Below are 24,283 nucleotides of genomic sequence, written 5' to 3'. Positions count from 1 at the left end.
CCGGACACCACCGGCCCGGCCGATGGCTCGGCCGTCGGGCGCGGTACGTATCGAGGTGTTCCGGAGGATCATCACGCAGCTGGTTCGGTGCCGACCGCCCGGCGGATTGGTCGATCACTCGATCAGGAGAAAAATTCCTGAAACACAGACAGACGCGGCCGGTGAGGGTATGGAGGGTCTTGTCCCGGTAACGCACCCTCGCGCCGAACGCCGCCCCACCGGGCGGGCGATCATATGGTGACGGGTGTGATCGTTCGTGAGCGCGCGCTGAACACAAGTGACCGACACCCGGGCTATCTGGCTGCGGCGGTGGTGTTCGCCATCGGTATGGCCGGCACCACCCTGCCCACGCCGCTGTACGGGCTCTACCAGCAGCAGATCGGATTCTCCGAGCTGATGGTGACCGTCGTCTTCGCCGTCTACGCCCTCGCGGTCATCACCGTGCTGCTGCTGGCGGGCAACCACTCGGACAAGGTCGGCCGCAGACCCGTGCTCCTGTGCGCGATGGCGCTGTCGGCCGCGAGTGCCGGATGCTTCCTCCTGGAACGCGGACTGCCGCTGCTCTTCGCGGGGCGGCTGCTGTCCGGCTTCGCCGCCGGGCTGCTGAGCGGCGCCGCGACGGCGGCGGTCATCGAGCTGGCCGCTCCCGGACAGAAGGCTCGGGCCGGGTTCGCCGCCACCGCCGCGAACATGGGCGGCCTGGGCTGCGGGCCGCTGCTGTCGGGGCTCCTCGCGCAGTACACGCCCTGGCCGCTGACGCTGCCGTTCTGGGTCCATCTGGGGCTGGTGGCCGTGGCATCCGGGATCACCTGGTTCCTGCCGGAGACCGTGGCCGATCCGAAGCGGTGGCCGCGCCCGGCGCCCCAGGGGATGGCGGTGCCACCCGAGGTGCGAGGCGTGTTCGTGCCCGCCTCCGTCGCCGCCTTCGCCGGCTTCGCGCTGCTCGGGCTGTTCACCGCGGTCGCGCCGAGCTTCGCCTCACAGACGCTCGGGGTGCACAACGCGGCCGTCACCGGGGCCGTGGTGTTCTCCGTGTTCCTGGCCTCGACGTTCGGACAGTCCCTGACCCAGCGTTTCGGCGCCCGCCGCGCGCTCCCGGCCGGCTGCGGCATCCTCATGGCCGGACTGGTGCTGGTGGCGTCGTCGCTCATCGCGGAGTCCCTGCCACTGCTGGTCCTGGGAGCGCTGTGCGGCGGCACCGGTCAGGGCCTCGCCTTCCGCGCGGCGCTCACCCTGGTCAGCGGCGCGGCCCCGGCCGAGCACCGCGGCGGGACCATCTCGGCCTTCTTCGTCGTCGCGTACACCGGGATCTCGGTGCCGGTCGTCGGGGTCGGTGCCATCGCCACCTGGCTCGGGCTGCGCGAGGCCGGGCTCGTCTTCACGGGCTGTGTGCTGCTGCTGGCGGCGGGGGCGGGAACGTACGCCGTGCTCAGGCCACCGCCGGGCACCTGACCGCCGGCGCGACGGCCTCGGTCAGGTCTCCCGGCCCGGGGCTCAGCCGGCGGTGCGGCGCAGGACCAGGCTGACGAAGCCCCAGGTTTCGCGGTAGCCGCGCAGCCACTCGGTGCGGCGGGTCGCCGACAGCGCGAGCATCTCCGCGCCGTCCGGGTGGCCGGGGTGGTCCAGTGCCCAGTCGGCCAACGTCCCCCAGCAGGACCACTCGTAGGCGTCCAGCTCCTGGCGGGTACTCACGTGGCCCTGGACGGGTGTCCAGCCGTCGGCCACGACCCGGTCCACGGTCGTCGCCAGGTCGGCGAAGTCCCCGAGCATCTCGATGGCCTCCGGCGACGGCTCCCGCTCCCAGAACCCGTCACCGACCAGCACCCGCCCGCCGGGGGCCAGGTGTTCGCGGACCGCGGCCAGAGTGGGGAGCAGCCCGCCGAAGGCGTGGGCGGCCCCGAAGCTCAGCACCAGGTCGAAGCCGTGCGGCGAGACGAAATCGGCGGCGGGCACCTGGTGCAGGGTCAGGCGGTCCGCCACTCCGAGCGCGACGGCACGCCTGCGGGCGTCCGCCAACGCGTCCTCGGAGATGTCGACACCCTCGGCCCGCAGCTCCGGGCGGGCGGACAGCGCGCGCAGGAGCCACTCCCCGCCGCCGCAGCCGAGGTCGAGTACGCGCTCGTCGCCGCGCGTGATGCCGTGGTCCAGCAGCCTGCGTACCGAATCGTCGTCCAGCGGGGACTTGACGGGGTGGTGGGCATGGGCGATTTTGGAGATCTCGTCTCGGTTCACCGGCGCAGCCTGACAGCAGCGAAGACGACGTGCACGTATTTTTATCCACCTCGTGCCCGGCAATGCGGCGGGCGGGGCTTCAGACGGTGGCGATCAGCAGGTCCTCGCCGCTCGACGGGCGAAGACCATCGGTCCGGTTCGCGAAGTATTGTCCGGCCAGCTGGGGTCCCGACACGTGCCGGGCGCCCTCGAACCCGGTGGCGCGGGCCAGTGCGAGCATCTCCTGCGGGGTGTGGAAGCTGATGAAGGGCGTTCCGGACGCGAGCGCCCTCGGCTTGGTCTCCTCCAGCCGGTCGCGGTCCACGTCGTCGACGAGTTCGGCCGGCAGCATGAACGTCATGGCGAGCGTCGAGCCGGGGGCGAGCCCGCCGAGCGTTCGCAGGGTCGCCGCGATGGCCGCCGCCGTGAGGTACACCGTGACGCCGGCACAGACGACGAGTGCCGGCCTGTCCGCGTCGAAACCGGCGTCCGACAGCTGCGGCAGCCAGTCCCCGCCCGCCTCGAAGTCGACCGGCACCAGCCGGAGCCGGTCGGGAATCCCGTAACCGAGCTCGATCAGCCGCCGGCGCTTCCAGGCCTGGGTGTCCGGCCGGTCGATCTCGAAGACCCTCAGCCGGGAGGCGGTGTCGGGCCGGCGCTGCGCGTAGGTGTCCAGACCGGCCCCGAGGATGACGTACTGGTCGATCCCCTGGCTGACCTCCTCGGCCACCAGGTCCTCGACGAAGCGGGCGCGGGACACGGTGGAGGCGCGGAAGCCGGCGGTGGCGTCCAGGTCCATGTCCGGACGGCTGCGCCATCCCTCGTCGGGCGCCACCAGCCGCAGGCCGATCTCGTCCTCGAACACGTGCGGCGCGGCGTCGACCTGTACGTGCATCGCCCGCCAGAGCGCGACCCGCACCGCGGTGTTGTCCGGCACCTCGTACTGCTGGTCCGCCATGGCTTTCCCACTCCTTACGGTCGGCGCCCGGCCGGGCGGAGCCATTTTTTACGCTACCCAAATAGTTACATACTCATACTTTCCAGCTATTTACCCCGGACAACGCATGGATCGCGGGGACGGGCGCCACTACGGGACGGACCGGCGGTTGCCGCGTCCCGGGCCGCCAAGGCTGCCGGAACCGGCCGCACCCCGCCCTGACGTGCAGATCCCGTGAGCCGGGTCACTTCGCGAGGGCCGTCGCGCATGGCTTCGGACTTCCGGGGAAGAGGGCCAGACCGCCGGGGTTCGCCCGGTCCCATCCGTACGGCCACCGAAAGGGCAGCACACGACGTGTCGGCACAACACACGATCCAGGTAGCGGGAGAGTGGCGAGCCGCCGCATCCGGCGCCACGCGCGAGGTTCTCGATCCCGTGGACGCGACCGCCTTCGCCGTCGTCTCCGAGGGCGGCGCGGCGGACGCGGACGCGGCCGTCGCCGCGGCCCGGACCGCTTTCGACGCGGGTCCCTGGCCGCACACGCCGGTCGCGGAGCGCGCCGCACTGCTCAGGCGGGTGGCCGGTCTGCTGGAGCGCGACCGGGAACGGATCGGCGCTCTGGAGTGCCGTGACGCCGGGAAGACGCTCGAAGAGGGCCGGGTCGACGTGGACTGCGTCCGGGACGCCTTCCGCTACTTCGCCGACCTCGTCATGAACGAGAGCGGCGGGCGGGTCGTCGACGCGGGGTCCGAGGAGATCCACAGCGTCGTGGTGCATGAACCCGTCGGCGTCTGCGGGCTCATCACCCCGTGGAACTATCCCCTGCTCCAGGCGAGTTGGAAGATCGCCCCGGCCCTCGCCGCCGGCAACACCTTCGTGATCAAGCCGAGCGAGATCACACCGCTGACCACGGTCGCGCTGATCGCGCTGCTCGCCGAGGCCGGGCTGCCGCCCGGGGTGGCCAACATCGTCACGGGCCCCGGCGCCACCGTCGGCGCGCGGCTCGCGGAGCACCCCGGGGTCGATCTGATCTCCTTCACGGGCGGACTCACCAGCGGGACGAAGGTGATGCGGGCCGCCGCCGACTCGGTCAAGAAGGTCGCGCTCGAACTCGGCGGCAAGAACCCCAACGTGGTGTTCGCGGACGCCTGCGCCACCGAGGAGGGCTTCGACACCGCGGTCGACCAGGCGCTCAACGCCGCGTTCATCCACAGCGGCCAGGTCTGCTCCGCCGGATCGCGGCTGATCGTCGAGGAGTCGGTGCGCGAGCGGTTCGTCACCGAGCTCGCCCGGCGCGCCGAACTGATCAGGATCGGCCGGGGCACGGACGACGGCGTCGAGTGCGGACCGCTCGTCTCCGCGCAACAGCTCGCCAGGACCGAGGAGTTCGTGGCCTCCGCGCTCCACGAGGGCGCGGTGCTGAAGGCCGGCGGAGAACGCCCCGATGGACCCGGGTACTTCTACCGGCCCACCGTGCTGGACCACTGCGACCGCTCCATGCGCGTGGTGCGCGAGGAGGTCTTCGGGCCGGTCCTGACCGTCGAGACGTTCCGTACCGAGGACGAGGCCGTGACCCTCGCCAACGACACGGAGTACGGGCTGGCCGGCGGCGTGTGGACCGCCGATCCGGGCCGGGGGCGCCGGGTCGCCGCCCGGCTGCGCCACGGCACCGTCTGGATCAACGACTTCCACCCCTACCTGCCGCAGGCCGAGTGGGGCGGCTTCGGCAAGTCCGGCATCGGCCGGGAGCTGGGTCCGACGGGTCTCGCCGAATACCGCGAGTCCAAGCACATCTACCAGAACCTCGCCCCGCGCCCGGTGCGCTGGTTCGCGGGCTGACAGGAGCAGAGGCGATGGAGAACCTGACCCACTACGACTACGTGATCGTCGGCGGCGGCACGGCCGGTTCGGTGATCGCTTCCCGGCTGACCGAGGACCCCGACATCACCGTCGCCCTCATCGAGGGCGGCCCCAGCGACGTGGGACGCGACGACGTCCTGACCCTGCGCCGCTGGATGGGCCTCCTGGGCGGTGAGCTGGACTACGACTACCCGACGACCGAGCAGCCACGCGGCAACTCCAGCATCCGGCACAGCAGGGCCCGGGTGCTCGGCGGCTGCTCGTCCCACAACACCCTGATCGCGTTCAAGCCACTGCCATCCGACTGGGACGAATGGGCGGCGGCCGGCGCCGAGGGCTGGGACGCCCCGTCGATGGCCCCGTACTTCGACCGGCTGCGCAACAACATCGTCCCCGTCGGCGAGGCCGACCGCAACGCCATCGCCCGCGACTTCGTCGACACGGCGCGGACGACGCTCGGGGTGCCGCGCGTCGAGGGGTTCAACAAGGCCCCCTTCCAGGACGGTGTGGGGTTCTTCGACCTCGCCTACCACCCCGAGAACAACAAGCGCTCCTCCGCCTCGGTGGCGTATCTGCACCCCTTCCTCGACCGGCCCAACCTCCATATCGCCCTGGAGACATGGGCGTTCAGGCTGGAACTCGACGGCGACCGGGCGACCGGGGTCCATGTGCGGACCGCGGACGGCGCCGAGCGGCTCGTCCGCGCCCGGCGCGAAGTGGTGCTGTGCGCGGGCGCGGTGGACACCCCTCGGCTGCTGATGCACTCCGGGATAGGCCACCGCGCGGAGCTGGAGAAGCTCGGCATACCGGTGGTGCACGACCTGCCGGGTGTGGGTGAGAACCTGCTCGACCACCCCGAGTCGGTCATCGTCTGGGAGACCCACGGGCCGATCCCCGAGAACTCCGCGATGGACAGCGACGCCGGGCTGTTCGTGCGCCGGGACCCGCAGAGCCCGGGGCCCGACCTGATGTTCCACTTCTACCAGATCCCGTTCACGGACAATCCGGAACGGCTCGGCTACGAGCGCCCCGAACACGGGGTGTCCATGACGCCGAACATCCCGAAGCCGAGGAGCCGCGGCCGGCTCTATCTGACCAGCCCCGATCCGGCGGTCAAACCCGCTCTGGACTTCCGCTACTTCACCGATCCGGAGGACTACGACGGCCGCACCCTCGTCGACGGGATCAGGATCGCCCGCGAGATCGCCGCGCGGGAGCCGCTGGCGGGCTGGCTGAAGCGGGAGGTCTGCCCGGGGCCCGAGGTCACCTCGGACGAGGATCTGAGCGAGTACGCGCGCAGGGTCGCGCACACCGTCTACCACCCGGCGGGAACATGCCGGATGGGCGCGGCCGACGACGCGCTCGCCGTGGTCACACCCGATCTGCGCATCCGCGGTCTGGACGCGGTCCGGATAGCCGACGCGTCGGTCTTCCCGACGATGCCGGCCGTCAACCCGATGATCGGGGTCCTGATGGTCGGGGAGAAGTGCGCGGAGTTGCTCGGCACCACTGATGGGGGTCATGTCCGATGAACACACCGCCGCACGTCTTCTCCGTGAACAACCTCTGGAAGGTCTTCGGGCCGAAGGCCGACCGGGTGCCCGGTGACCCTGAGCTCGCCGAGCTCGACGGCACGGAACTGCGCGAGCGGACCGGCTGCACCGCCGCCGTGCGCGATGTCTCCTTCGACGTCCGCAAGGGCGAGGTGTTCGTCGTGATGGGCCTGTCCGGGTCCGGCAAGTCCACCCTCGTGCGCTGCCTCACCCGGCTCGTCGAACCGACGTCCGGCGAGATCGTCATGGACGGCGAGGACGTGCTGTCGATGAACGCGGGACGGCTGCGGGAACTGCGCCGCCACCGCGCCGCCATGGTCTTCCAGCACTTCGGTCTGCTGCCGCACCGTTCGGTCGTCGACAACATCGCCTACGGGCTGGAGATCCAGGGCATGGGCCGGGCCGAACGACGCTCGCGCGCTGCCGAGTTCATCGCCAAGGTCGGACTCGAAGGCCTGGAGGACCGGCGCCCCGGGCAGCTCTCCGGGGGCCAGCAGCAGCGCGTCGGGCTGGCGCGGGCGCTGGCCGTCGACCCCGAAGTGCTGCTGTTCGACGAGCCGTTCAGCGCCCTGGACCCGCTCATCCGGCGGGACATGCAGGAGGAGGTCGTGCGCCTGCACCGCGAGGAGGGCCGCACGATGGTCTTCATCACCCACGACCTGAACGAAGCGCTGAAGCTCGGTGACCGGATCGCCCTGATGCGGGACGGCCGGATCGTGCAGCTGGGCACCCCCGAGGAGATCGTGGGGTCGCCGGCCGACGACTACGTCCGGGACTTCGTGCGCGATGTCCCGCGCGAACAGGTGCTGACCGTACGGGCCGCGATGCGGCCGGCCGACGGCGACGAGAGTGTCTCGGGTCCGGCGCTGGCACCGGGAACCACCGTCTCGGAGGCGATCGAGGCGGTCGTCCGTACCGGGGAGACCGCACGCGTGGTCGACGAGGGACGCTGCCTGGGCGTGGTCGACCACGCGTGCCTGCTCGGCGTCGTGGCCGGGATTCCGGCCGTGAGGGAGGCCGCGTGATGGGGACGAACCGTCCGACGGCCCCGCCGGGCCGCACCGGCGCCCGCCGCCCCGGACACGGGACGCCCTCCCCCACGAACCGGAGGTGCCCGCGATGACCGCCACCGCCACCCCCGCACGCCCCACCGGTCTCGGCTCGTCCGGGACCGCCGCCGCCCTCGCACGGCACCGCACACCGATTCTGCTGGCCGCGACGGTCGTGCTGCTGGCGCTCGGCACCGTCCTGGCCGGCCGGGGCGCCTGGCCCGGGGACCTCACCGTCGACCTCACCGGTCCGCTCGGCAGCGTCAGCGACTGGATCATCGACAACCGCGACACGCACCCGCTGTTCCTCTACTTCTTCGGGCACATCAGCAACGGCGTCGTCCTCTCGGTACGCGCCGTCTATCTGGTGCTGCTCGCGGCCGGCTGGGCCGGGGTCACCGCGGCGGTCGGGCTGATCGCCTGGCGCGTGGCGGGTGTGCGGCTCGCGCTGTCCGCCGTGGTCGCGCTGCTCTGCTGCGGGCTGCTCGGCATGTGGGTGCCGACCATGCAGACCCTGGCGCTGATGGTGGTCGCGGTCCTGGTGTCCGTGGCACTCGGGGCGCTCCTCGGCCTGGCCGCGGGACTGTCGGACCGGTTCTTCCGCGTGCTGCGGCCGGTGCTCGACACCATGCAGGTGATGCCGGCCTTCGCGTACCTGCTGCCGGTGGTCCTCGTCTTCGGCATCGGAGTACCGGCCGCCGTGCTGGCGACCGTCGTCTACGCGGCGCCGCCGATGGCCCGGCTGACCGCTCTCGGGCTGCGCGACGCGGACGCGGGCGTCATGGAGGCGGCCGCTTCGCTCGGCGCCACCGGACGGCAGCGGCTGCTGACCGCCCGGCTGCCGCTGGCCCGCAGGGAACTGCTGCTCGGCCTCAACCAGACGATCATGATGGCCCTCTCGATGGCTGTCATCGCCTCCGTGATCGGCGCCGGCGGTCTCGGTGACCGCGTCTACCAGGCACTGGCCTCCGTGGACGTCGGAGCCGCGCTGGCGGCCGGAATCCCGATCGTGCTGCTCGCCGTGATCCTCGACCGGGTCACCGGCGCGGCCGGCAACGGGCTCGACACCGCGCCCCGTGCCGGATCGGCCCGGCTGGGCTGGGCCGTCGCCGCGGCCGGCACCGTGGTCGTCGCCGTCGGGACGCGCCTCGTCGCCGGGACGGGCTGGCCGGACGGCTGGACGGTCGCGGTGGCCGAGCCCGTCAACAGGGCCGTCGGCTGGATGACCGACCACCTGTACTCGGGTGTCCCGGTCGTCGGCGGCACGGCGGACTGGGCCGGACGTTTCACCACCTGGGTCCTGGACCCGGTGCGCGACGGACTGCAGTGGCTGCCCTGGTGGGCGGTGCTGCTGCTGATCGCCCTGCTCGCCATGCTGATCGGCACCTGGCGCACCACGGTGACCGCCGTCCTCGCGATGGCCGCCATCGGGGTGCTCGGCGTCTGGGACCCGGCGCTGGACACGCTCTCCCAGGTGCTGGCCGGTGTCGCGGTGACGCTGGTGGCCGGCTTCGCCGTCGGGATCGCCGCCTCGCGCAGCGAACGGGTGGAGCGGCTGCTGCGCCCGGTCCTTGACGTGTTCCAGACGATGCCGCAGTTCGTCTACCTCATCCCCGTCGTCGCCCTGTTCGGCGTCGGCCGCGCACCGGCGGTGGCCGCCGCCGTCATCTACGCGCTGCCCGCCGTCGTCCGTATCACGACCCAGGGCCTGAAGGGCGTCGACCCCGTCACCATGGAGTCCTCGCGCTCGCTCGGCGCGACCGGTGTCCAGCAGCTGCTGAAGGTCCAGCTTCCACTGGCCCGGCCGGCGCTGCTGCTCGCCGTCAACCAGGGCGTCGTCCTGGTGCTCGCCGTCGTGGTCATCGGTGGTCTCGTCGGTGGCGGGGCGCTCGGCTACTCCGCGGTGTTCGGCCTCGCCCAGGGCGATCTGGCGACCGGGCTGGTCGCCGGCGCGGCGATCGTCCTGCTCGGCCTGATGCTCGACCGCGTCACCCAGCCGACCCGGCGCCACTCCGGAAAGGGGGCCTGAGATGGCTCGTCCGCGTACTCCGCTCGTCGCACTCCTCTCCGCCACGGCCCTGGTCGCCGTGGCCGGCTGCGGCGCGGCCGACATGACCCAGCAGTCCTCGCCGTTCGCCAACGCGCAGGGCGCGAAGACCGTGACCCTGTCCGTGCAGTCGTGGGTCGGCGCCCAGGCGAACGTGGCGGTCGCCCAGTACCTCCTGGAACACGAGCTGGGCTACCGCGTCGACACCGTCCAGATCGACGAGGTGCCCGCCTGGGACGCCCTCAGCCAGGGCCGGGTGGACGCCATCCTGGAGGACTGGGGCCATCCCGACCAGGAGGCCCGGTACGTCAAGGACAAGAAGACGATCAGTCCGGGCGGCGAGCTCGGTGTCACCGGGCACATCGGCTGGTTCGTGCCGACGTACTTCGCCAAGGAGCATCCCGACGTCACGGACTGGCACAACCTCAACAAGTACGCCGGGCAGTTCCGCACGCCGGAGAGCGGTGGCAAGGGCCAGCTGCTGGACGGCTCCCCGTCCTACGTGACCAACGACAAGGCACTCGTACGGAATCTCGGCCTGGACTACCAGGTCGTGTTCTCCGGGTCGGAGGCCGCGCAGATCACCCAGATCAAGCAGTTCGCCAAGGAGAAGAAGCCCTTCCTCTCCTACTGGTACAAGCCGCAGTGGCTGTTCGAGAAGGTGCCGATGACGGAGGTGAAGCTGCCTCCGTACAAGGACGGCTGCGACTCCGACGCCAAGAAGGTCAAGTGCGCCTACCCGCAGACGCCGCTGAAGAAGTACCTCAACGCCCACTTCGCCGGCAGCGGGGGGAAGGCCGCCCGGTTCCTGAGGAACTTCTCCTGGAGCACCGAGGACCAGAACGAGGTCGCCCTGATGATCGCCGATCAGAAGCTGTCGCCCGAGGACGCGGCGAAGAAGTGGGCCGACGAGAACGAGCGGACATGGCGGGCCTGGATTCCCCGCTGACGCAACGGGCCGGCCGGACGGATTCCCGTCCGGCCGGCCCGCTCGTCCGCCTGTCCGGCTTACTACGGAACGAGCAGGTGGAGCAGGTGTGCGCAGCCGGCCGATTCGCTCGGGTGCCGGGCGATCACCTCGTACGTACCGCGCTCGTACGCCCCGGTCTCCCACGCCCCGTCGGGGGCCTGCCGCAGGAACAGGAAGTCGGTGGGGGTGGGGGCCGGTTCGTGGACTCCCTCGATGCGGTAGTAGCCGTCGGCCACTCCGGCGGCCACTGCCGCGGCCCGCAGTTCCCGGCGGTCCATGCCGGCGCTAGGCGGCGGGAGCGAGGTAGCCGTTTTCCAGCAGCCACTTGACGTTCAGCCGCTGGCCCTCGCCCGGGTCGAGGAAGACCGCGTCGAGCTTGATCTGCTGGCCTCCGCCGGACTGCTCGAACCAGGGGGCGATGCTCCCCTGCCACACCCAGAAGGGCTTGGCGACCTTGTACACCCGGTAGTCGCAGGGGAAGGCCGCCTCACGGGTGTTGAGGTTCTGCGGGGGCAGCGCCCGCTCCGCGTACGAGTCGCCGGCCGGGGCCAGGAAGCCGCCGTACTCGGAACCGAACCGGTCCAGGCGCTGGCCGGGGCGCAGCTTCGAGGGCTCCTTGTCGACCTTGCCGTTGACCTCGCCGAAGCCGTCGTTGGGCGGGTACTTCCAGCTGCCGGAGTCGGCGGGCCCTTCCCAGTACTTCTTCAGGAAGGCCTGCGGGGACAGGCCCCCGGTCCGCTTGTAGCCCTTCAGGAGCGGGCCCACCGGGGCGCGGTTCCTGTTCGGCAGCCACTGCGGGCCGAGCCGGGCGTCGTCGTGGAACTCGCCGGTGCAGGGCTCGTGCCGGGCGGTGGTGCCGGCCGGCCGGTTCTCCGGCTTCGCCGCGGCGCTCGCGGCGGGGGCCGCGAGCAGTCCGGCGGTGATGCCCAGCGCGGCAAGTACCGTGCGCATACGGTGCATTCGGATGTCCCCTCAAGTACTGATGATCTACCAGTGAGGTGACAAAGGGTAGCCGCACGATCACCTTGGGGTTCGACACCATGCCGTTCGCGGAGCGCGGGCACGAGGTGTCCGTTCTCAGACCGCGGTGCCGTCCGCGGCCTCGGGCGGGGACGCCTCGGTGAGGGCGAACCAGGCGGTCTTGCCCTCCGGTTCGGGCCGCACGCCCCATTGGTCGGCCAGGATGTCGAGGAGCAGCAGCCCCCGTCCCGACGAGGCGAGTTCGACCGGGGTCCGCTGGTGGGGCAGTTCGTCGCCCCGGTCCATGACCTCGACGAGCAGCCTGCGCCGGCCGGTCTCCCCGGTGACGTACGCGGTGAGTGAGCCGTCCTGGTCGGTGTGCACGAGTACGTTGCCGAGCAGTTCCGTCGCCAGGAGGACCGCGGTGTCCACCTGGTCCGGCCGCGCCCAGTCGTACAGCAGCGCCTTCAGTTCCGCCCGCGCCTCGGCCAGGCCCTCGCCGTGGTCCTGGCCGATGGTGAGCACCAGGCGGCGCTTGTCCACCTCGGCGCGCGGTTTCACCGAGTCACGTCGCAGCAGCAGGAGCGCGATGTCGTCGCCGTCGCGGGCGGCGCCCTCCCGGGCGCCGGGTTCGGGGCTGAGTACGGCCGCCATCAGCCGGTCCGCCATCGCTTCGAGGTCCTCGACGGGGCCGGGCGAGAACGCGTCGCGCACCCGTACCCAGCCGCTGTACATGTCGTGGCCGCCGTTCTCGATCAGGCCGTCCGTGCACAGCATCAGGACCTCGCCGTCGTGCAGGCGCAGGATGTCGACGGGGTAGTCCTCCTCGCCGGGCATCAGGCCGAGCGGCAGTCCGCCGCTGATGTGCTTGATCAGGCAGGTGCCGTCCGGAGTCCGCAGGACGGGGTGCGGGTGGCCGGCGCGTGCGATGTGCAGGTTGCCGGTGGACGGGTCGGCCTCGATGTAGAGGCAGGTGGCGAACCGGTCCTCGTCGAGGGTGGTCAGGAAGCGGGAGGCCCGTGCCAGTACGGCGTCCGGGCCGTGCCCCTCGGCGGCGTACGCGTGCACGGCCGTGCGCAGCTGGGCCATCAGCCCCGCCGCGTGCACATCGTGTCCCTGTACGTCTCCGATGACCAGGGCGAGACGGCCGTTGGGCAGGTCGATGCTGTCGTACCAGTCCCCGCCGACCATGAGCCCTCCCCCGGTCGGTACGTAGCGTGTCGCGACGCTCAGCCCGGTCATCGCGGGACCTACGGCGCGCATGCTCCGGCGCAGGCCGCGGGAGAGGGCCAGTTCCGCCTTGCCGGCCCGCGCGCGTTCGAGGACCTGGGCGATCATCCGGCCGGTGACGGTCAGCAGGGCGCGCTCGCTCGTGCTGAAGGCGACGGGTGAGCGGAAGGCGGCCAGCCACACTCCGACGACCCGCCCGGCGGTCACGAGCGGCAGGAAGGCCCAGGCGTTGCGGCCCTTGCGGGCCGACATGTGCCAGGTGGCCGGGAATCCGGCGCGGTACTCCCGTGTCGAGGCCAGGAACACCGCCCGGCCGGTCCTGGCGACCTCGGCGGCCGGGTATTCGGTCGCAATCGGCATCCGGAAGCCCTGGTCGACCACGCCGCCGGGCCGGAATCCGTACTGGGCCAGCGCGCTGAGGTGCCCGTCGCCGATTCCGAACACGCACTGGCCGTCGAGGGGGAAGTCCGGCGCGTACAGCCCGGCCGCCAGTCTCAGGGCCTCGTCGAGCGAGTCGGACTCGCTGATCGCGTGACCGGCCGAGAGCAGGAGCGAGTCGCGCCGTCTGACCGCATCGCCGGGCGGTACACCCTCGGCGGCGGGCCGGCTCCCCCGGCCGTCCCGCGGCGCCGGGGACGGGGCGTGCATCCGGTTCAGCGCGGCGATCTGGTCCAGCTCGGCCTCGAACTCGTCCGGCGGCGGTTCATGCCGTTCACCACCCATCCGGCATCCCTTCGTCCCGATGTCCGTCGCCGACTGTTCGTACCATGCTCCGACGGTGGAGCCGGGTCCGCAGTGCGAGAGAGCGTGACAGCGCGGTGCACGGAGCCGTGCGGGGCGCCGGGGCGCGGGAATCCGGGAGTGGAAAGGGCGGGGCGGGGCGACGCCCGAACGGGGCGGGCCGGCCGTCAGCGGTACGCCGCGGACCTGCGTACGTCGCTGAAGTCGACGGCCTGGTCGGCCTCGCGCAGAGTCTCCTCAGCCACTCGGCGCACCTCCGCCAGGACGTCCCCGTGCTCCTCCACGAGACCGGCGTAGATCGGTGCCTCGGAACTGTCTGTGAAACTCACGTCGAACTGCCTCAATCGGTTGGGTATGCCATCGTTCGGCCGGAAACAGGGGCCGATTCTACGTGGTCCGCCGCGGCGGCCGCGGGCGGCACCGAGGAGTGGACGTTCCGGGCGATACCCGAATTCGGCTGTGCTCGCCGCCCGGGGAATGAGATCCTGCGCCGGGCGCGGAGAAAGCGGTTGACCTCAAGTCGACTTGAGATCCTAGCGTTCTGACTGCGCCCCGGGCCGTGTCCGGTCGACGGGAGCATGGATTTCTTCCCGGAGGCACGCATGAGTATGGAAGTCACGGCTTGGTCATCGCTGCACAGTGCGATGAGCGCCCAACAGGACCGCCGGCCGTTCTCCCGGGCCACCGTGCGCCGGATCGCCGCCTTCGCCCGGCCGCGTCGCCGTGAGCTCTACCGCTTCCTCGTACTGAGCGTCGTCACGGCCCTGCTGGCGGTGGCCACGCCGGTGCTGGCCGGCCGGGTGGTCAACGCGATCGTGCAGGGCAAGGAGAACGGCACGGTGACCCGGCTGGCGCTGGTGATCGCGTTGATCGCCGTGGCCGAGGCGGGGCTCGGCCTGCTGACCCGCCTGCTGTCGGCCACCCTGGGCGAGGGGCTGATCCTGGACCTGCGCACAGCGGTCTTCGACCATGTGCAGCGGATGCCGGTCGCCTTCTTCACCCGGACCCGCACCGGGGCCCTGGTGAGCCGGCTCAACAACGACGTCATCGGGGCCCAGCGGGCGTTCAGCAACACCCTGTCCGGCGTGGTGTCCAACCTGGTGACCCTGTTGCTGACCCTCACGGTGATGCTGACCATCTCCTGGCAGATCACCCTGCTCGCGCTCGTCCTGTTGCCGGTGTTCGTCGTGCCCGCGCGGCGGATGGGATCCAGGATGGCCCGGATGCAGCGTGAGGCGGCCGGTCACAACGCCGCCATGGGCACCCAGATGACCGAGCGTTTCTCGGCTCCCGGCGCGACCCTGGTCAAGCTCTTCGGCCGGCCGGCCGACGAGTCCGCCGAGTTCGCCGCGCGGGCCGGCCGGGTCCGGGACATCGGGATCCGTACGGCCATGGCGCAGTCGACGTTCATCACGGCGCTCACCCTGGTGTCCGCGCTGGCTCTCGCGCTGGTCTACGGGCTCGGCGGCTACTACGCGCTGCGCGGGAGCCTGGAGCCGGGTGCGGTCGTGGCGCTCGCGCTGCTGCTGACCCGGCTCTACGCACCACTGACCGCGCTGGCCGGTGCCCGGGTCGAGGTGATGAGCGCCCTGGTGAGCTTCGAGCGGGTCTTCGAGATCCTCGACCTGAAGCCGCTGATCACCGAGAAGCCGGATGCCCGCAAGGTGCCGGACGGTCCGGTGTCGGTGGAGTTCGACGGGGTGTCCTTCGGCTACCCGGCCGCCGACAAGGTCTCCCTCGCCTCGCTCGAAGAGGTCGCGACACTCGATTCCCGGGGCGGTACGGAGGTCCTGCACGACGTCTCCTTCCGTGCCGAGCCCGGCCGGATGGTCGCACTGGTCGGTTCCTCGGGTGCGGGCAAGTCGACGATCGCGCAGCTGCTGCCCCGGCTGTACGACACCGATGCCGGCTCGGTGCGGCTGAACGGTATCGACGTACGCGATCTGAGCGCCGACTCGATCCGCGAGACCCTCGGCATGGTCACCCAGGACGGGCACCTCTTCCATGAGTCGGTCCGCGCCAACCTCACGCTGGCCAGGCCCGGAGCGAGCGAGGAGGAGATCTGGGACGCCCTGCGCCGCTCCCGCCTCGACGGGCTGGTGGCCTCGCTGCCCGACGGCCTCGACACGGTGGTGGGCGAGCGTGGCTACCGGCTCTCGGGCGGTGAGCGGCAGCGGCTGACGATCGCCCGGCTGCTCCTGGCCCAGCAGCGCGTCGTGATCCTCGACGAGGCGACCGCGCACCTCGACTCGACGTCGGAGGCGGCCGTGCAGGAGGCGCTGGCGGAGGCGCTGGAGGGACGCACCGCCGTGGTGATCGCCCACCGGCTCTCGACGGTGCGGGCGGCCGACCTGATCCTGGTCATCGAGGAGGGGCGGGTGGCCGAGCGCGGCACGCACAGCGAGCTGCTGGCCGCCGGCGGACGGTACGAGGAGCTGTACCGGACGCAGTTCGAGTCGCCGGCGGCGAACGGCCCGCGCCCGGAGTCCGTCCCGGCCGAATGACGAGGGAGGCGCCCCCGGTCCGTGCGGACCGGGGGCGCCTCGTGTGCGGGGCCGTGGGGTGGCCGGGTCAGTCGTCGTCGACGTGCTCACCGGTGACGGAGCCACTGGCGGCGTCGATGTCGACCGTCGTCTCATTGAAGTCCTTGGTGACGACGTCGACGGACCAGATGAGGACGTTCTTGTCGTTGTCGTCCAGGTCGAGGGAGGTCACGGTGCCCTTGGCCTTGGTGGTGGCGGCCTTGGCCGCCTGCTGCGGCGTCTGCGTGGCCTTGGCGATGCGCTCGGCAGTGCGGGTCTTCTCCTGAGCGTCCTGGTCCGGGTCCTCGACGGACTGGAGCACCTTGCCGGAGACCGCGTCGATGCGCACGGTGTGCTCGGTGCCGTCCTTCGCCACGACGGCCGCCACCCACTCCGGGCCCTTGGCGGCGGGGCTGGCGGACGGGGAGGCGCTCGCTCCGGAGGGCGACGCGCCGGAACCGCTCGGTGAGGAACTGGCACCGGACGGGGAGGCGCTCGCACTCGCGGACGCGGATGCACTCGCACTCGCGGACGCGTCGGTGTCGTCGTCGGACTTCCCCGGGCCCTTCAGTTCGAGTTCGATCACCTTGCTTCCTGCGACGGCTCCCTCGGCCGTGGTGACGGCCTTGTCGAAGGTGATCTTGGTGGAGGCCAGCAGCTTCTTGCGCTTCTCCTGGTCCTTGGTCAGCGAAGCGCTCGGGCTGGGCGAGGGGCTGGTCGTCCGCTCCGGGACGGCGCGCGCGGCTTCGGAGGTCTCCGTCCCCGTCGATGTGCTGCCGCTGTCCTGGCCGCAGCCGGTGAGCAGGGCGGCGGTCAGGACGACGCAGGCGGCGCCGGCCGCACGGAGGCGGTGGGCGCGCAGGAGTCCGGTGTTCTTCGGTCGGGGGTCATAGGTCATGCCGGCATGCCTAACCGCCGTGCGGCCCGGGCATGTGGGGTGACGGGTCGGAGTCACCCGATCAACCGTGTGCCGGCCCGGACCCGCCCGTCCCCGGCGCAAGGACCCGGTGCGAGGGAGCGGGCGACGGCGAGAGGGCCGATTCCCCGGTGTGCCACGGGAAATCGGCTTCCGATATTGGCTCCCGCGGGTCGCGATCCGGGCGTTTTGGTGCGAGCCTGGATGCATGACCTGGGCGTCCTGGACGACACGCGGAGTGTATTCGGGGCACGGCGGCGTGCTCACCGAAGAGGTCGGGCCGCTGTCGGGCGATCTGACCGTGCACACCACATGGGCCGATGACACGGCACAGATCACCGTGCAGTACACCGACGCGGCCGACTGGTTCACCATGTCGGGCAGCCCCGTGCCCTGCTCCTCGGAGGAGGACAGCCGGACACTGCACGAGGCCGTGGTGAACGCCGTGCGGCGGGGTGCGGCGGCCACCGTTCCGGCCGCGTGCCTGGAGCCGGACGGGCGGACCGGGGAAACCGCCTCCGAATAACCCACGACCGCGGTGCCCGTTCGAGCCGGTACCCGGCGGCGCGCCCGCACGCGAAGGCGTACGGGCGCGCGGCGGAGCCGGTGCGGTGCGGCGGGCCCGCTCCACGAGTCAGTGGGCCTTCTTCACGAACTCCGTCGTGTACGTCTTGGAGAGGTCGACGTCCGCGTTCTTGAGGTTGGGGTTGAAGGCCTTCAGGACCCGCTCGACGGTGGCCGGACCGTCCGGAGGCATCACCCCGTCGGTGGTGAACATCGGCAGGGTGTTCTTGATGGACTGTGCGTAGAGCGCGGCGCCGCCGCCCTGCGCGTAGTCGGCGGGCATCTTCGCGGCGATCTCGCCCGCGCTGTGCGTCGACATCCACTTCAGGGTCTTCACGAAGGCGTTGGCGAGCTTCTGCACGGTCGCCTTGTGGGCGTTGACCCACTCGGTCTGCATGTAGAGGCTGGAGGACGGGTAGAGCCCGCCGAGTGCCTTCTTGGACCCTTCGGGGGTCCGCATGTCGATGAGGATGCTGCCGAGCTTCTTGTCCAGGACGGTGGCCACGGTCGGGTCGGTGGTCATGCCGCCCTGGATGGAGCCCTGCTGGAGCGCGGAGATGAACGTCTGGCCGGCTCCGACCGCTACGGGGGTGAACTCGCTGGTCTGCACCCCGTTCTTCACGGCGAGGTACTTCGTCAGGAAGTCGGTCGAGGAACCGAGTCCCGTCACGCCCAGCTTCCTGCCCTTGAAGTCCTTGGCCGAGCCGATGTCGCCCGCCGCCTTGTTGGAGACCATCTCGACCTCTCCGGGCGCCTGGGAGAGCTGGACCACCGACTCCACATGCTTGCCCTTCACCTGGAGATCGAGCGTGTGGTCGTAGAAGCCCACGGTTCCCTGTACGTCGCCGGAGACGAGCGCGGTCTCCGCCTGGACGCCGGCGGGCTCGGTCAGCAGCTGGACGGCGACGCCCTCGTCCTTGAAGTAGCCGAGCCGTTCGGTGAGCATCGCGGGCAGGTAGATGACCTTGTCCAGGCCGCCCACCATGATCTTCACGCTGTCGTTCTTGTCGCCGGACGCGGAGGTGGAGTCGCCTCCGCAGGCGGTCAGGCTCGCCGCGGCGAGCACTCCGGCGACGGCGAGTGCCGGGATCCGGGGGGACATACGCATCTGGTTCACGTCCTTGTGAAGAGGGTTCCCCTGAGGGGAGGAAGGTGGCGCGGGTCAGCGCGCGGTGTCGGCGTCGGCCGGTTTCCAGCGGAAGAGCTTCTTCTCCAGGAAGGTGAGCAGCCCCTCGGCGAGCAGGGCCACGACCGCGAGGATGGCCATGGCGGCGTACACGCCGGCCGCGTTGAACGTGCCCTGCGAGGCGGCGACGAGCAGGCCCAGTCCCTTGGTGGCGCCGATGTACTCACCGACGATGGCGCCGATCAGCGCGAAGCCGAAGCTGACGTGGAGGCTGGTGAAGATCCAAGAGGTGGCGGAGGGAATGACCACCTGGAGGGTGACCTGCCGGTTGCTGGCGCCCAGGATGCGGGAGTTGGCGACGAGGTTGCGGTCGACCTCCCTGGCGCCCTGGAAGGCGTTGAAGAAGACCGGGAAGAACACCAGGACGACCGCGGAGGCGACCTTGGACGCCGGGCCCAGGCCGAACCAGATCAGGAAGATCGGGGCGAGCACGATGCGCGGCAGGGCGTTGAGGACCTTGATGTACGGGCCGAGGACATCGGCGGCGAAGCGGACCCGGCCGAGCGCGATACCGAACAGCACACCGGCGATCACACCGATGACCCAGCCGAGCAGCGCCTCGTAGAGCGTGTACCAGATCTGCTCCCACAGGGAGCCCTGGGCGGTACCGTCGGTCACCCAGGTACGGATCTGCTCCCAGATCTTCGACGGCATGGAGAAGTTGAACGGATCGATGACGGCCGTCCTGGCCAGCCACTCCCACAGTCCGACGACCGCGACGAGGACGGCGATCCGGCTGGCCAGCACCAGCATCCTGCGGTTGCGAGCGGCCCGCGCCCTCGCCTCGGTCCGGCCGGTGCCGCTCGCGGCGGCGGTCTTGGTGACGGTCTCAGGCGGCATCGGCCGCACCCCTCTCGCGGGTGATGCGGACCTCTTCGCCGAGCGAGGACCAGATCTCGCGGTAGATCTCCAGGAACCGGGGCTCAAGGCGCACCTGTTCGACCTTGCGCGGACGCGGCAGGCCGATCTCGAAGACCTCCTTGACCGTGGCCGGTCCGGCGGTCATCACGACGACCTTGTCGGCGAGTGCGATGGACTCCTCCAGGTCGTGCGTGACGAAGACGACGGAGGCTCCCGTGCCGCCCCACAGCTCCAGCAGCTCGTCGGACATCAGGGCCCGGGTCTGCACGTCGAGTGCCGAGAACGGCTCGTCCATCAGCAGGATCTCCGGGTCGTTGACGAACGTCGCGGCGAGGGCGACCCGCTTGCGCTGGCCCCCGGAGAGCTGGTGGGGATAGCGGTCCTCGAAGGAGGACAGGCCGACCCGGTCGAGCCAGGCCCGCGCACGTTCCTTCGCCTCCGCCTTCGGCACGCCCCGGAAGCGGGGGCCCGCCATGACGTTGGACAGGACCGTCCGCCAGGGGAAGACCGCGTCCTGCTGGAAGACGAAGCCGACCTTGTCACCGATGCCGCGCACCGGCTCGCCGGAGACCAGTACCTCCCCCTCGGTGGGCTCCTCAAGCCCGCTGATCAGGGTCAGGGTGGTCGACTTGCCGCATCCGGTCGGACCGACGACGGCGACGAACTCCCCCCTGCCGATCGTCAGATCCAGATCCCGTACGGCGGTGTGGAGCGCCCCCGACGGAGTCCGGAACGCTTTGCTCGCCCCCCGCAGCTCGATGGCGGGGCTCGTTTCGCTGTTCATGGGGCGGGACGCTAGGGGCGCTCCGGGCCCGGCGGGAGCCTTGCGCCCACAACTCCGGGTTCTGCCCGTTACCCGGGGTTCTGCTCATTGTGCTCACTCCCGTACAACGAAGCGGCGACGAGGGCTAGGCAGCGGGGTCGGGGCCGTTTACCTTGCGTTGACACCGAGCGGATCGGAGTACCGGATTCGAGGACCGCGGGAGAGCAGAGGACACGGACATGCGCATTCACTGGCCCCGCCGTGTCTTCGCCCAGGTACTGCTCACCCAGGTGGTGATCACGACGGGGGTGGTCATGCTCGTCACCGGGCTCTTCCTCGCCCCGCTGAGCCACGAGCTCGATGACCAGGCGATGCGGCGGGCCCTGTCCATCGCCCAGACCACCGCCGCCGAACCCGGCCTGGTGGAGAAGCTGCTCAGCACCCGGCCCGATCCGGCCGGGCCCGTACAGGCCGAGGCGGAGCGGATCCGGCGGGCCACCGGGGCGCTGTACATCGTGGTGATGGACACCCGGGGTGTGCGGTGGTCGCACACCGAGACCGACCGGATCAGCGAACGCGTCTCGACCGATCCGAGTACGGCGCTGGCCGGCCGCGAGGTCATGCAGATCGACATCGGCACCCTGGGGCGCTCCGCCCGCGCGAAGGTCCCGCTGCGCGACCGGGACGGCACCGTGGTCGGGGCCGTCTCGGTGGGCATCGCGTACAAGAGCGTCAGGCAGGGGCTGCTCGGCACCATTCCGGTGCTCCTGCAGTACGCGGGAGCCGCACTGGCCGCGGGGGTGCTGGCGGCGCTCGTCGTCTCCCGCCGCGTCCAGCGCAACACGCACGGTCTGGCCTTCGCGGACATCTCCGCGCTCCTGGACGAGCGTGAGGCGATGCTGCACAGCATCCGCGAGGCGGTGCTCGCCCTCGATTCGCGCGGGCGGATCCGGCTGCTCAACGACGAGGCGCAACGGCTGCTGGAGCTGACCCCGGACGCCGTCGGCCGGACGCTGGGCGAGGTGCTGCCGCCGGGGCGTACGACGCAGGTGCTGGCGGGCCGGGTCGACGGCGCGAATCTGCTCACCGTCTCCCGGGGGCGGGTGCTGATCGCGAACCGGATGCCGACCGGCGACGGCGGCGCCGTCGTGACGCTGCGCGACCGCACCGAACTCGAACTGCTCGGCCGCGAGCTGGACTCCACGCACGGACTGCTCGACGCGCTCCGCGCCCAGGACCACGAGCACGCCAACCGGCTGCACACCCTGCTGGGCCTGCTGGAGCTGGGCAGGCACGAGGCGGCGGTGGAGTTCGTCACCGAGGTGTCCGACGGCCACCGGGCCTCGGCCGAGCAGGTCGCGGAGCGCGTGAACGATCCGCTGCTCTCGGCGCTGCTGGTGGGCAAGTCCGCCGTCGCCGCCGAGCGCGGCGCGTCCTTGCTGGTCTCCCCCGCCACCCGGCTGCCCGACGTCGTGGTGGACCCGCGCGATCTGGTGACCGTACTGGGCAATCTCATCGACAACGCCCTGGACGTCGCCACGCTGGTCGAGGTGGAGCTGCTCGCCGAGGGCACCACCGCCGTCCTGCGGGTCAGCGACGACGGCCCCGGGGTGCCCGTCGACATGCGGGAACAGATCTTCACCGAGGGCTGGTCCACCAAGGAGTCCCCGGCCCACCGGGAGCGCGGGCTCGGGCTGGCGCTGGTGCGTCGCCTGGCCGAGCGCTACGGCGGCGCGGCCCGGGTCACTGCCAGGGCCGGTGGCGGCGCGGTCTTCACCGTCGTCCTGCCGGAGGCGCTCGCCGTCCGGCAGCGAGTCGAGGCGGGAGAGTCGCAGTGATTGACGTTCTGGTGGTGGACGACGACTTCCGGGTTGCGGAGATCAACGCGGCCTATGTGAGCAAGGTGCCGGGTTTCCGGGTCGTCTCCCGTGCCCACACCGCCGCGCAGGCGCTGTCCGTCCTGGAGCGCGAGCATGTCGATCTGATCCTGCTCGATCACTATCTGCCGGACCGCACGGGGCTCACGCTGGTGCGTCAGCTGCGCCAGCTCGGCCACCCCGCCGACGTGATCATGGTGACGGCCGCCCGCGACGTGGTGACCGTGCGGACCGCGCTGCGGTACGGCGCCCTGCAGTATCTGGTCAAGCCGTTCAGTTTCGGTGGCCTGCGCTCCAAGCTGGAGAGCTACGCGACGCTGCGCCGCACCCTGGACGGTGTGGAGAGCCGTCGCGGCGAGGCAGGCCAGGAGCAGGTCGACCAGATCTTCGGGGCGCTGCGCACCTCGGAGTCCGTCGTCGCGGCCGGGCTCCCGAAGGGGCACTCGGCGCCGACCGCCGATGTCATCCGCCAGGTGCTGCTCGGGGCCGGTGAGCCGCTGTCGGCGCACGAGGTCGCCGCGCGGGCCGGTCTGAGCCGCTCGACCGCACAGCGGTACCTCAAGTACCTGGAGGGTGCGGGCCGGATCAGCCTGACCCTGAAGTACGGGGACACCGGCCGCCCGGAGCACCGCTACGCCTGGGCGGTGGCCGGCTGAGGGGCCACGGAGCCGCGCAACCCCTCTGCAACGTCCGGCCGGGTTGCATGGGGGCCATGCGCGCACCGCGATCCCCGCGGTGCCCGGAAGGAGACCGATCCGTGAACCGATGCGAGGGTGTGCGGCCATGAGCTCCGCGGACGCGCCGCCGGTGGAGCTCACACCCGCGGCCGCGGATCTGCTGCGGCGGCTGCGCGAGCTGCACGGGCCGCTGATGTTCCACCAGTCGGGCGGCTGCTGCGACGGCAGCGCGCCGATGTGCTACCAGGACGGGGAGTTCCGTACCGGCGGCTCCGACGTACTGCTCGCGTCCCTGGAGGTCGAAGGGATGGCGGAGAGCGTTCCGTTCTGGATGTCGAGGAGCCAGTTCGAGGTGTGGGCGCACACCCGGCTGATCGTGGATGTGGTGGAGGGCCGGGGCAGCGGCTTCTCGCTGGAGGCCCCGGAGGGGGTGCGGTTCCTGATCCGGTCGCGGCTCGTGGGCGGCTGACCGGGTCCGCATGGGCCGGGGGTCAGGCCCGGGGCCCGTGCGCACCGCCGGGTCCGCGCCGCGCGCCGGTCCGGCGGTCGAGCAGTTCGCGGCGGATCTCGGCGGCCGTGCTCCTGGCCCGGTCCGAGGTGGCCCTGCGGTCCGTCTGGGCGGGCACGAACCGGTGCAGCGCCTGCCCGCAGCGCGGGCAGGCGGTGTCGGTGTGGAGCAGCCTGCCGTCCTCGCACCGAGGGTCCTCGCAGCGTGCCGCGGTCAGCAGGTGTCCGGCGATCTCCAGGGGCGGCCAGCGGCGCCGGCCGTCCTCGTCCTTCTCCTGGAGGGTATGGGCCCAGCGTGCGTTCCACCGGCGCTCCACCCGGTCCAGGAGCTGGTCCGGGGTGCGCCGGCCCAGCTCCCGCTGGATCATCTCGACGAGTTCGGCGGGGTAGCGGCCGCCGAACTCCCGCATGAGGGGCTGCGGAAGCGCGTGCAGGAGGTAGCCGACCGGGTCCGCGCCCGCCCGCTGCCACGTGCGGCACTGGCAGTCCCCGTCCGCCGACAATGGGGTGCGGCAGCGGTTGCACAGGCCCCGGCAGTCGCCGCACAGTCCGTGGTCGAGCCCGTCCAGGTGCCGGGCGGGGGCCCGGCCGCACTCCCGGCAGCAGGAGGCGCAGAGGCCGCAGAGCCGTTCGTAACCGACAGACGTTGCCCAGGGCCGCTGCTGGCAGCGGCAGCAGCGGCTGCTGTTGCAGTGCTCGTGGTGCACGGCGGCCGGTTGGCGTCCCAGTGGGGGCAATGACATGGCTGCGCTCTCCGGGTCCCTCGCTCGGTGCGGCGCCCGGCAGCCGTTGCCGTGCCGGACGGGGATACGGTACGCGGTGTCCCGCACCCCACCGGACCGTTTCATACCT

Annotated in this window: 22 protein-coding genes; 11 read left to right on the top strand and 11 right to left on the bottom strand. The window is 71.4% G+C overall.

Annotated features, from left to right (window positions below; all coding sequences use genetic code 11):
* The first annotated feature begins 234 nt into the window (after positions 1 to 234).
* Complete coding sequence (locus ACGFU6_RS07960) at positions 235 to 1,452, top strand: MFS transporter (protein ID WP_393608881.1); 1,218 nt, start codon at positions 235 to 237, stop codon at positions 1,450 to 1,452.
* A gap of 42 nt (positions 1,453 to 1,494) precedes the next feature.
* On the opposite strand, the gene ACGFU6_RS07955 is transcribed toward ACGFU6_RS07960, so the two are convergent.
* On the bottom strand, positions 1,495 to 2,232 hold the full coding sequence (locus tag ACGFU6_RS07955) for an SAM-dependent methyltransferase (protein WP_393608879.1): 738 nt from the start codon (positions 2,230 to 2,232) through the stop codon (positions 1,495 to 1,497).
* 79 nt (positions 2,233 to 2,311) lie between these two features.
* Entirely contained in the window at positions 2,312 to 3,169 is an 858-nt protein-coding gene (locus tag ACGFU6_RS07950; protein WP_393608877.1) for a class I SAM-dependent methyltransferase, read from the bottom strand.
* Positions 3,170 to 3,502: 333 nt separating this feature from the next.
* On the opposite strand from ACGFU6_RS07950, the gene ACGFU6_RS07945 reads away from it, so the two are divergent.
* The 5 genes from ACGFU6_RS07945 to ACGFU6_RS07925 all read left to right on the top strand — a co-directional run bounded on the left by ACGFU6_RS07945 (position 3,503) and on the right by ACGFU6_RS07925 (position 10,606).
* Positions 3,503 to 4,987: an aldehyde dehydrogenase family protein gene (locus ACGFU6_RS07945; protein ID WP_393608876.1), complete on the top strand. Its 1,485-nt coding sequence runs from the start codon at positions 3,503 to 3,505 to the stop codon at positions 4,985 to 4,987.
* Between the two features lie 14 nt (positions 4,988 to 5,001).
* The gene (locus ACGFU6_RS07940) at positions 5,002 to 6,540 is read left to right on the top strand and encodes a GMC family oxidoreductase (RefSeq protein WP_393608874.1); all 1,539 of its coding nucleotides are present in this window, start codon (positions 5,002 to 5,004) and stop codon (positions 6,538 to 6,540) included.
* A complete protein-coding gene (locus tag ACGFU6_RS07935) occupies positions 6,537 to 7,586 on the top strand; it encodes a glycine betaine/L-proline ABC transporter ATP-binding protein (RefSeq protein ID WP_393608873.1) in 1,050 nt (349 codons plus the stop codon). The genes ACGFU6_RS07940 and ACGFU6_RS07935 overlap by 4 nt, the downstream gene beginning before the upstream one ends.
* Before the next feature lie 94 nt (positions 7,587 to 7,680).
* Positions 7,681 to 9,639, top strand: a complete 1,959-nt coding sequence (locus ACGFU6_RS07930; protein WP_393608871.1) for an ABC transporter permease — start codon at positions 7,681 to 7,683, stop codon at positions 9,637 to 9,639.
* A 1-nt stretch (position 9,640) separates the two neighbouring features.
* Positions 9,641 to 10,606 carry an ABC transporter substrate-binding protein gene (locus ACGFU6_RS07925; RefSeq protein WP_393608869.1) on the top strand — a complete coding sequence of 322 codons (966 nt, stop codon included), beginning with the start codon at positions 9,641 to 9,643 and terminating at the stop codon, positions 10,604 to 10,606.
* Positions 10,607 to 10,668: 62 nt separating this feature from the next.
* Here ACGFU6_RS07925 and ACGFU6_RS07920 read toward each other — a convergent pair whose 3' ends face one another.
* The 4 genes from ACGFU6_RS07920 to ACGFU6_RS07905 all read right to left on the bottom strand — a co-directional run bounded on the left by ACGFU6_RS07920 (position 10,669) and on the right by ACGFU6_RS07905 (position 13,887).
* Entirely contained in the window at positions 10,669 to 10,905 is a 237-nt protein-coding gene (locus ACGFU6_RS07920) for a hypothetical protein (RefSeq protein WP_393608868.1), read from the bottom strand.
* Positions 10,906 to 10,912: 7 nt separating this feature from the next.
* Positions 10,913 to 11,587, bottom strand: a complete 675-nt coding sequence (locus ACGFU6_RS07915; protein ID WP_393608866.1) for a TNT domain-containing protein — start codon at positions 11,585 to 11,587, stop codon at positions 10,913 to 10,915.
* A gap of 117 nt (positions 11,588 to 11,704) precedes the next feature.
* Complete coding sequence (locus ACGFU6_RS07910; protein WP_393608864.1) at positions 11,705 to 13,540, bottom strand: SpoIIE family protein phosphatase; 1,836 nt, start codon at positions 13,538 to 13,540, stop codon at positions 11,705 to 11,707.
* Between the two features lie 185 nt (positions 13,541 to 13,725).
* On the bottom strand, positions 13,726 to 13,887 hold the full coding sequence (locus ACGFU6_RS07905; protein WP_393608863.1) for a hypothetical protein: 162 nt from the start codon (positions 13,885 to 13,887) through the stop codon (positions 13,726 to 13,728).
* Positions 13,888 to 14,160: 273 nt separating this feature from the next.
* Between ACGFU6_RS07905 and ACGFU6_RS07900 the strand changes: the two genes are divergently transcribed.
* Complete coding sequence (locus tag ACGFU6_RS07900) at positions 14,161 to 16,062, top strand: ABC transporter ATP-binding protein (protein ID WP_393608861.1); 1,902 nt, start codon at positions 14,161 to 14,163, stop codon at positions 16,060 to 16,062.
* A gap of 67 nt (positions 16,063 to 16,129) precedes the next feature.
* On the opposite strand, the gene ACGFU6_RS07895 is transcribed toward ACGFU6_RS07900, so the two are convergent.
* The gene (locus ACGFU6_RS07895; protein WP_393608859.1) at positions 16,130 to 16,978 is read right to left on the bottom strand and encodes a PepSY domain-containing protein; all 849 of its coding nucleotides are present in this window, start codon (positions 16,976 to 16,978) and stop codon (positions 16,130 to 16,132) included.
* A gap of 226 nt (positions 16,979 to 17,204) precedes the next feature.
* Between ACGFU6_RS07895 and ACGFU6_RS07890 the strand changes: the two genes are divergently transcribed.
* Complete coding sequence (locus ACGFU6_RS07890; protein ID WP_393608858.1) at positions 17,205 to 17,522, top strand: hypothetical protein; 318 nt, start codon at positions 17,205 to 17,207, stop codon at positions 17,520 to 17,522.
* A gap of 108 nt (positions 17,523 to 17,630) precedes the next feature.
* Here the strand turns inward: ACGFU6_RS07890 and ACGFU6_RS07885 are convergent, their stop codons facing one another.
* From ACGFU6_RS07885 to ACGFU6_RS07875, 3 genes are read right to left on the bottom strand one after another with little or no spacing between them, the layout of a single operon-like run.
* Positions 17,631 to 18,668 (bottom strand): ABC transporter substrate-binding protein, encoded by a 1,038-nt coding sequence (locus tag ACGFU6_RS07885; protein WP_393608856.1) that lies wholly within the window; start codon positions 18,666 to 18,668, stop codon positions 17,631 to 17,633.
* A gap of 54 nt (positions 18,669 to 18,722) precedes the next feature.
* Positions 18,723 to 19,586 (bottom strand): ABC transporter permease, encoded by an 864-nt coding sequence (locus tag ACGFU6_RS07880; RefSeq protein WP_393608854.1) that lies wholly within the window; start codon positions 19,584 to 19,586, stop codon positions 18,723 to 18,725.
* Complete coding sequence (locus ACGFU6_RS07875; protein ID WP_123529943.1) at positions 19,576 to 20,391, bottom strand: ABC transporter ATP-binding protein; 816 nt, start codon at positions 20,389 to 20,391, stop codon at positions 19,576 to 19,578. The genes ACGFU6_RS07880 and ACGFU6_RS07875 overlap by 11 nt, the downstream gene beginning before the upstream one ends.
* A gap of 218 nt (positions 20,392 to 20,609) precedes the next feature.
* On the opposite strand from ACGFU6_RS07875, the gene ACGFU6_RS07870 reads away from it, so the two are divergent.
* The 3 genes from ACGFU6_RS07870 (at position 20,610) to ACGFU6_RS07860 (ending at position 23,393) form a co-directional block, all read left to right on the top strand.
* Positions 20,610 to 22,208, top strand: a complete 1,599-nt coding sequence (locus ACGFU6_RS07870; RefSeq protein ID WP_393608852.1) for an ATP-binding protein — start codon at positions 20,610 to 20,612, stop codon at positions 22,206 to 22,208.
* Positions 22,205 to 22,903 carry a response regulator gene (locus ACGFU6_RS07865; protein WP_393608850.1) on the top strand — a complete coding sequence of 233 codons (699 nt, stop codon included), beginning with the start codon at positions 22,205 to 22,207 and terminating at the stop codon, positions 22,901 to 22,903. The genes ACGFU6_RS07870 and ACGFU6_RS07865 overlap by 4 nt, the downstream gene beginning before the upstream one ends.
* A 127-nt stretch (positions 22,904 to 23,030) precedes the next feature.
* A complete protein-coding gene (locus tag ACGFU6_RS07860; RefSeq protein ID WP_393608848.1) occupies positions 23,031 to 23,393 on the top strand; it encodes a DUF779 domain-containing protein in 363 nt (120 codons plus the stop codon).
* 22 nt (positions 23,394 to 23,415) lie between these two features.
* Here ACGFU6_RS07860 and ACGFU6_RS07855 read toward each other — a convergent pair whose 3' ends face one another.
* Positions 23,416 to 24,174, bottom strand: a complete 759-nt coding sequence (locus ACGFU6_RS07855) for a hypothetical protein (RefSeq protein ID WP_393608846.1) — start codon at positions 24,172 to 24,174, stop codon at positions 23,416 to 23,418.
* Positions 24,175 to 24,283: the final 109 nt, after the last annotated feature.

The sequence above is a fragment of the Streptomyces sp. NPDC048462 genome (assembly GCF_043200175.1).
Lineage (GTDB): Bacteria > Actinomycetota > Actinomycetes > Streptomycetales > Streptomycetaceae > Streptomyces.
This window is presented reverse-complemented; position numbering and strand designations above follow the sequence as displayed.

Excerpts from the sequence above, each read along its gene's own strand:
- ACGFU6_RS07960 (WP_393608881.1), top strand. The coding sequence starts at position 235 with ATGGTGACGGGTGTGATCGTTCGTGAGCGCGCGCTGAACACAAGTGAC.
- ACGFU6_RS07950 (WP_393608877.1), bottom strand. The coding sequence starts at position 3,169 with ATGGCGGACCAGCAGTACGAGGTGCCGGACAACACCGCGGTGCGGGTC.
- ACGFU6_RS07940 (WP_393608874.1), top strand. The coding sequence starts at position 5,002 with ATGGAGAACCTGACCCACTACGACTACGTGATCGTCGGCGGCGGCACG.
- ACGFU6_RS07935 (WP_393608873.1), top strand. The coding sequence starts at position 6,537 with ATGAACACACCGCCGCACGTCTTCTCCGTGAACAACCTCTGGAAGGTC.
- ACGFU6_RS07930 (WP_393608871.1), top strand. The coding sequence starts at position 7,681 with ATGACCGCCACCGCCACCCCCGCACGCCCCACCGGTCTCGGCTCGTCC.
- ACGFU6_RS07925 (WP_393608869.1), top strand. The coding sequence starts at position 9,641 with ATGGCTCGTCCGCGTACTCCGCTCGTCGCACTCCTCTCCGCCACGGCC.
- ACGFU6_RS07920 (WP_393608868.1), bottom strand. The coding sequence starts at position 10,905 with ATGGACCGCCGGGAACTGCGGGCCGCGGCAGTGGCCGCCGGAGTGGCC.
- ACGFU6_RS07915 (WP_393608866.1), bottom strand. The coding sequence starts at position 11,587 with ATGCACCGTATGCGCACGGTACTTGCCGCGCTGGGCATCACCGCCGGA.
- ACGFU6_RS07910 (WP_393608864.1), bottom strand. The coding sequence starts at position 13,540 with ATGGGTGGTGAACGGCATGAACCGCCGCCGGACGAGTTCGAGGCCGAG.
- ACGFU6_RS07900 (WP_393608861.1), top strand. The coding sequence starts at position 14,161 with ATGAGTATGGAAGTCACGGCTTGGTCATCGCTGCACAGTGCGATGAGC.
- ACGFU6_RS07895 (WP_393608859.1), bottom strand. The coding sequence starts at position 16,978 with ATGACCTATGACCCCCGACCGAAGAACACCGGACTCCTGCGCGCCCAC.
- ACGFU6_RS07890 (WP_393608858.1), top strand. The coding sequence starts at position 17,205 with ATGACCTGGGCGTCCTGGACGACACGCGGAGTGTATTCGGGGCACGGC.
- ACGFU6_RS07885 (WP_393608856.1), bottom strand. The coding sequence starts at position 18,668 with ATGCGTATGTCCCCCCGGATCCCGGCACTCGCCGTCGCCGGAGTGCTC.
- ACGFU6_RS07880 (WP_393608854.1), bottom strand. The coding sequence starts at position 19,586 with ATGCCGCCTGAGACCGTCACCAAGACCGCCGCCGCGAGCGGCACCGGC.
- ACGFU6_RS07875 (WP_123529943.1), bottom strand. The coding sequence starts at position 20,391 with ATGAACAGCGAAACGAGCCCCGCCATCGAGCTGCGGGGGGCGAGCAAA.
- ACGFU6_RS07870 (WP_393608852.1), top strand. The coding sequence starts at position 20,610 with ATGCGCATTCACTGGCCCCGCCGTGTCTTCGCCCAGGTACTGCTCACC.
- ACGFU6_RS07860 (WP_393608848.1), top strand. The coding sequence starts at position 23,031 with ATGAGCTCCGCGGACGCGCCGCCGGTGGAGCTCACACCCGCGGCCGCG.
- ACGFU6_RS07855 (WP_393608846.1), bottom strand. The coding sequence starts at position 24,174 with ATGTCATTGCCCCCACTGGGACGCCAACCGGCCGCCGTGCACCACGAG.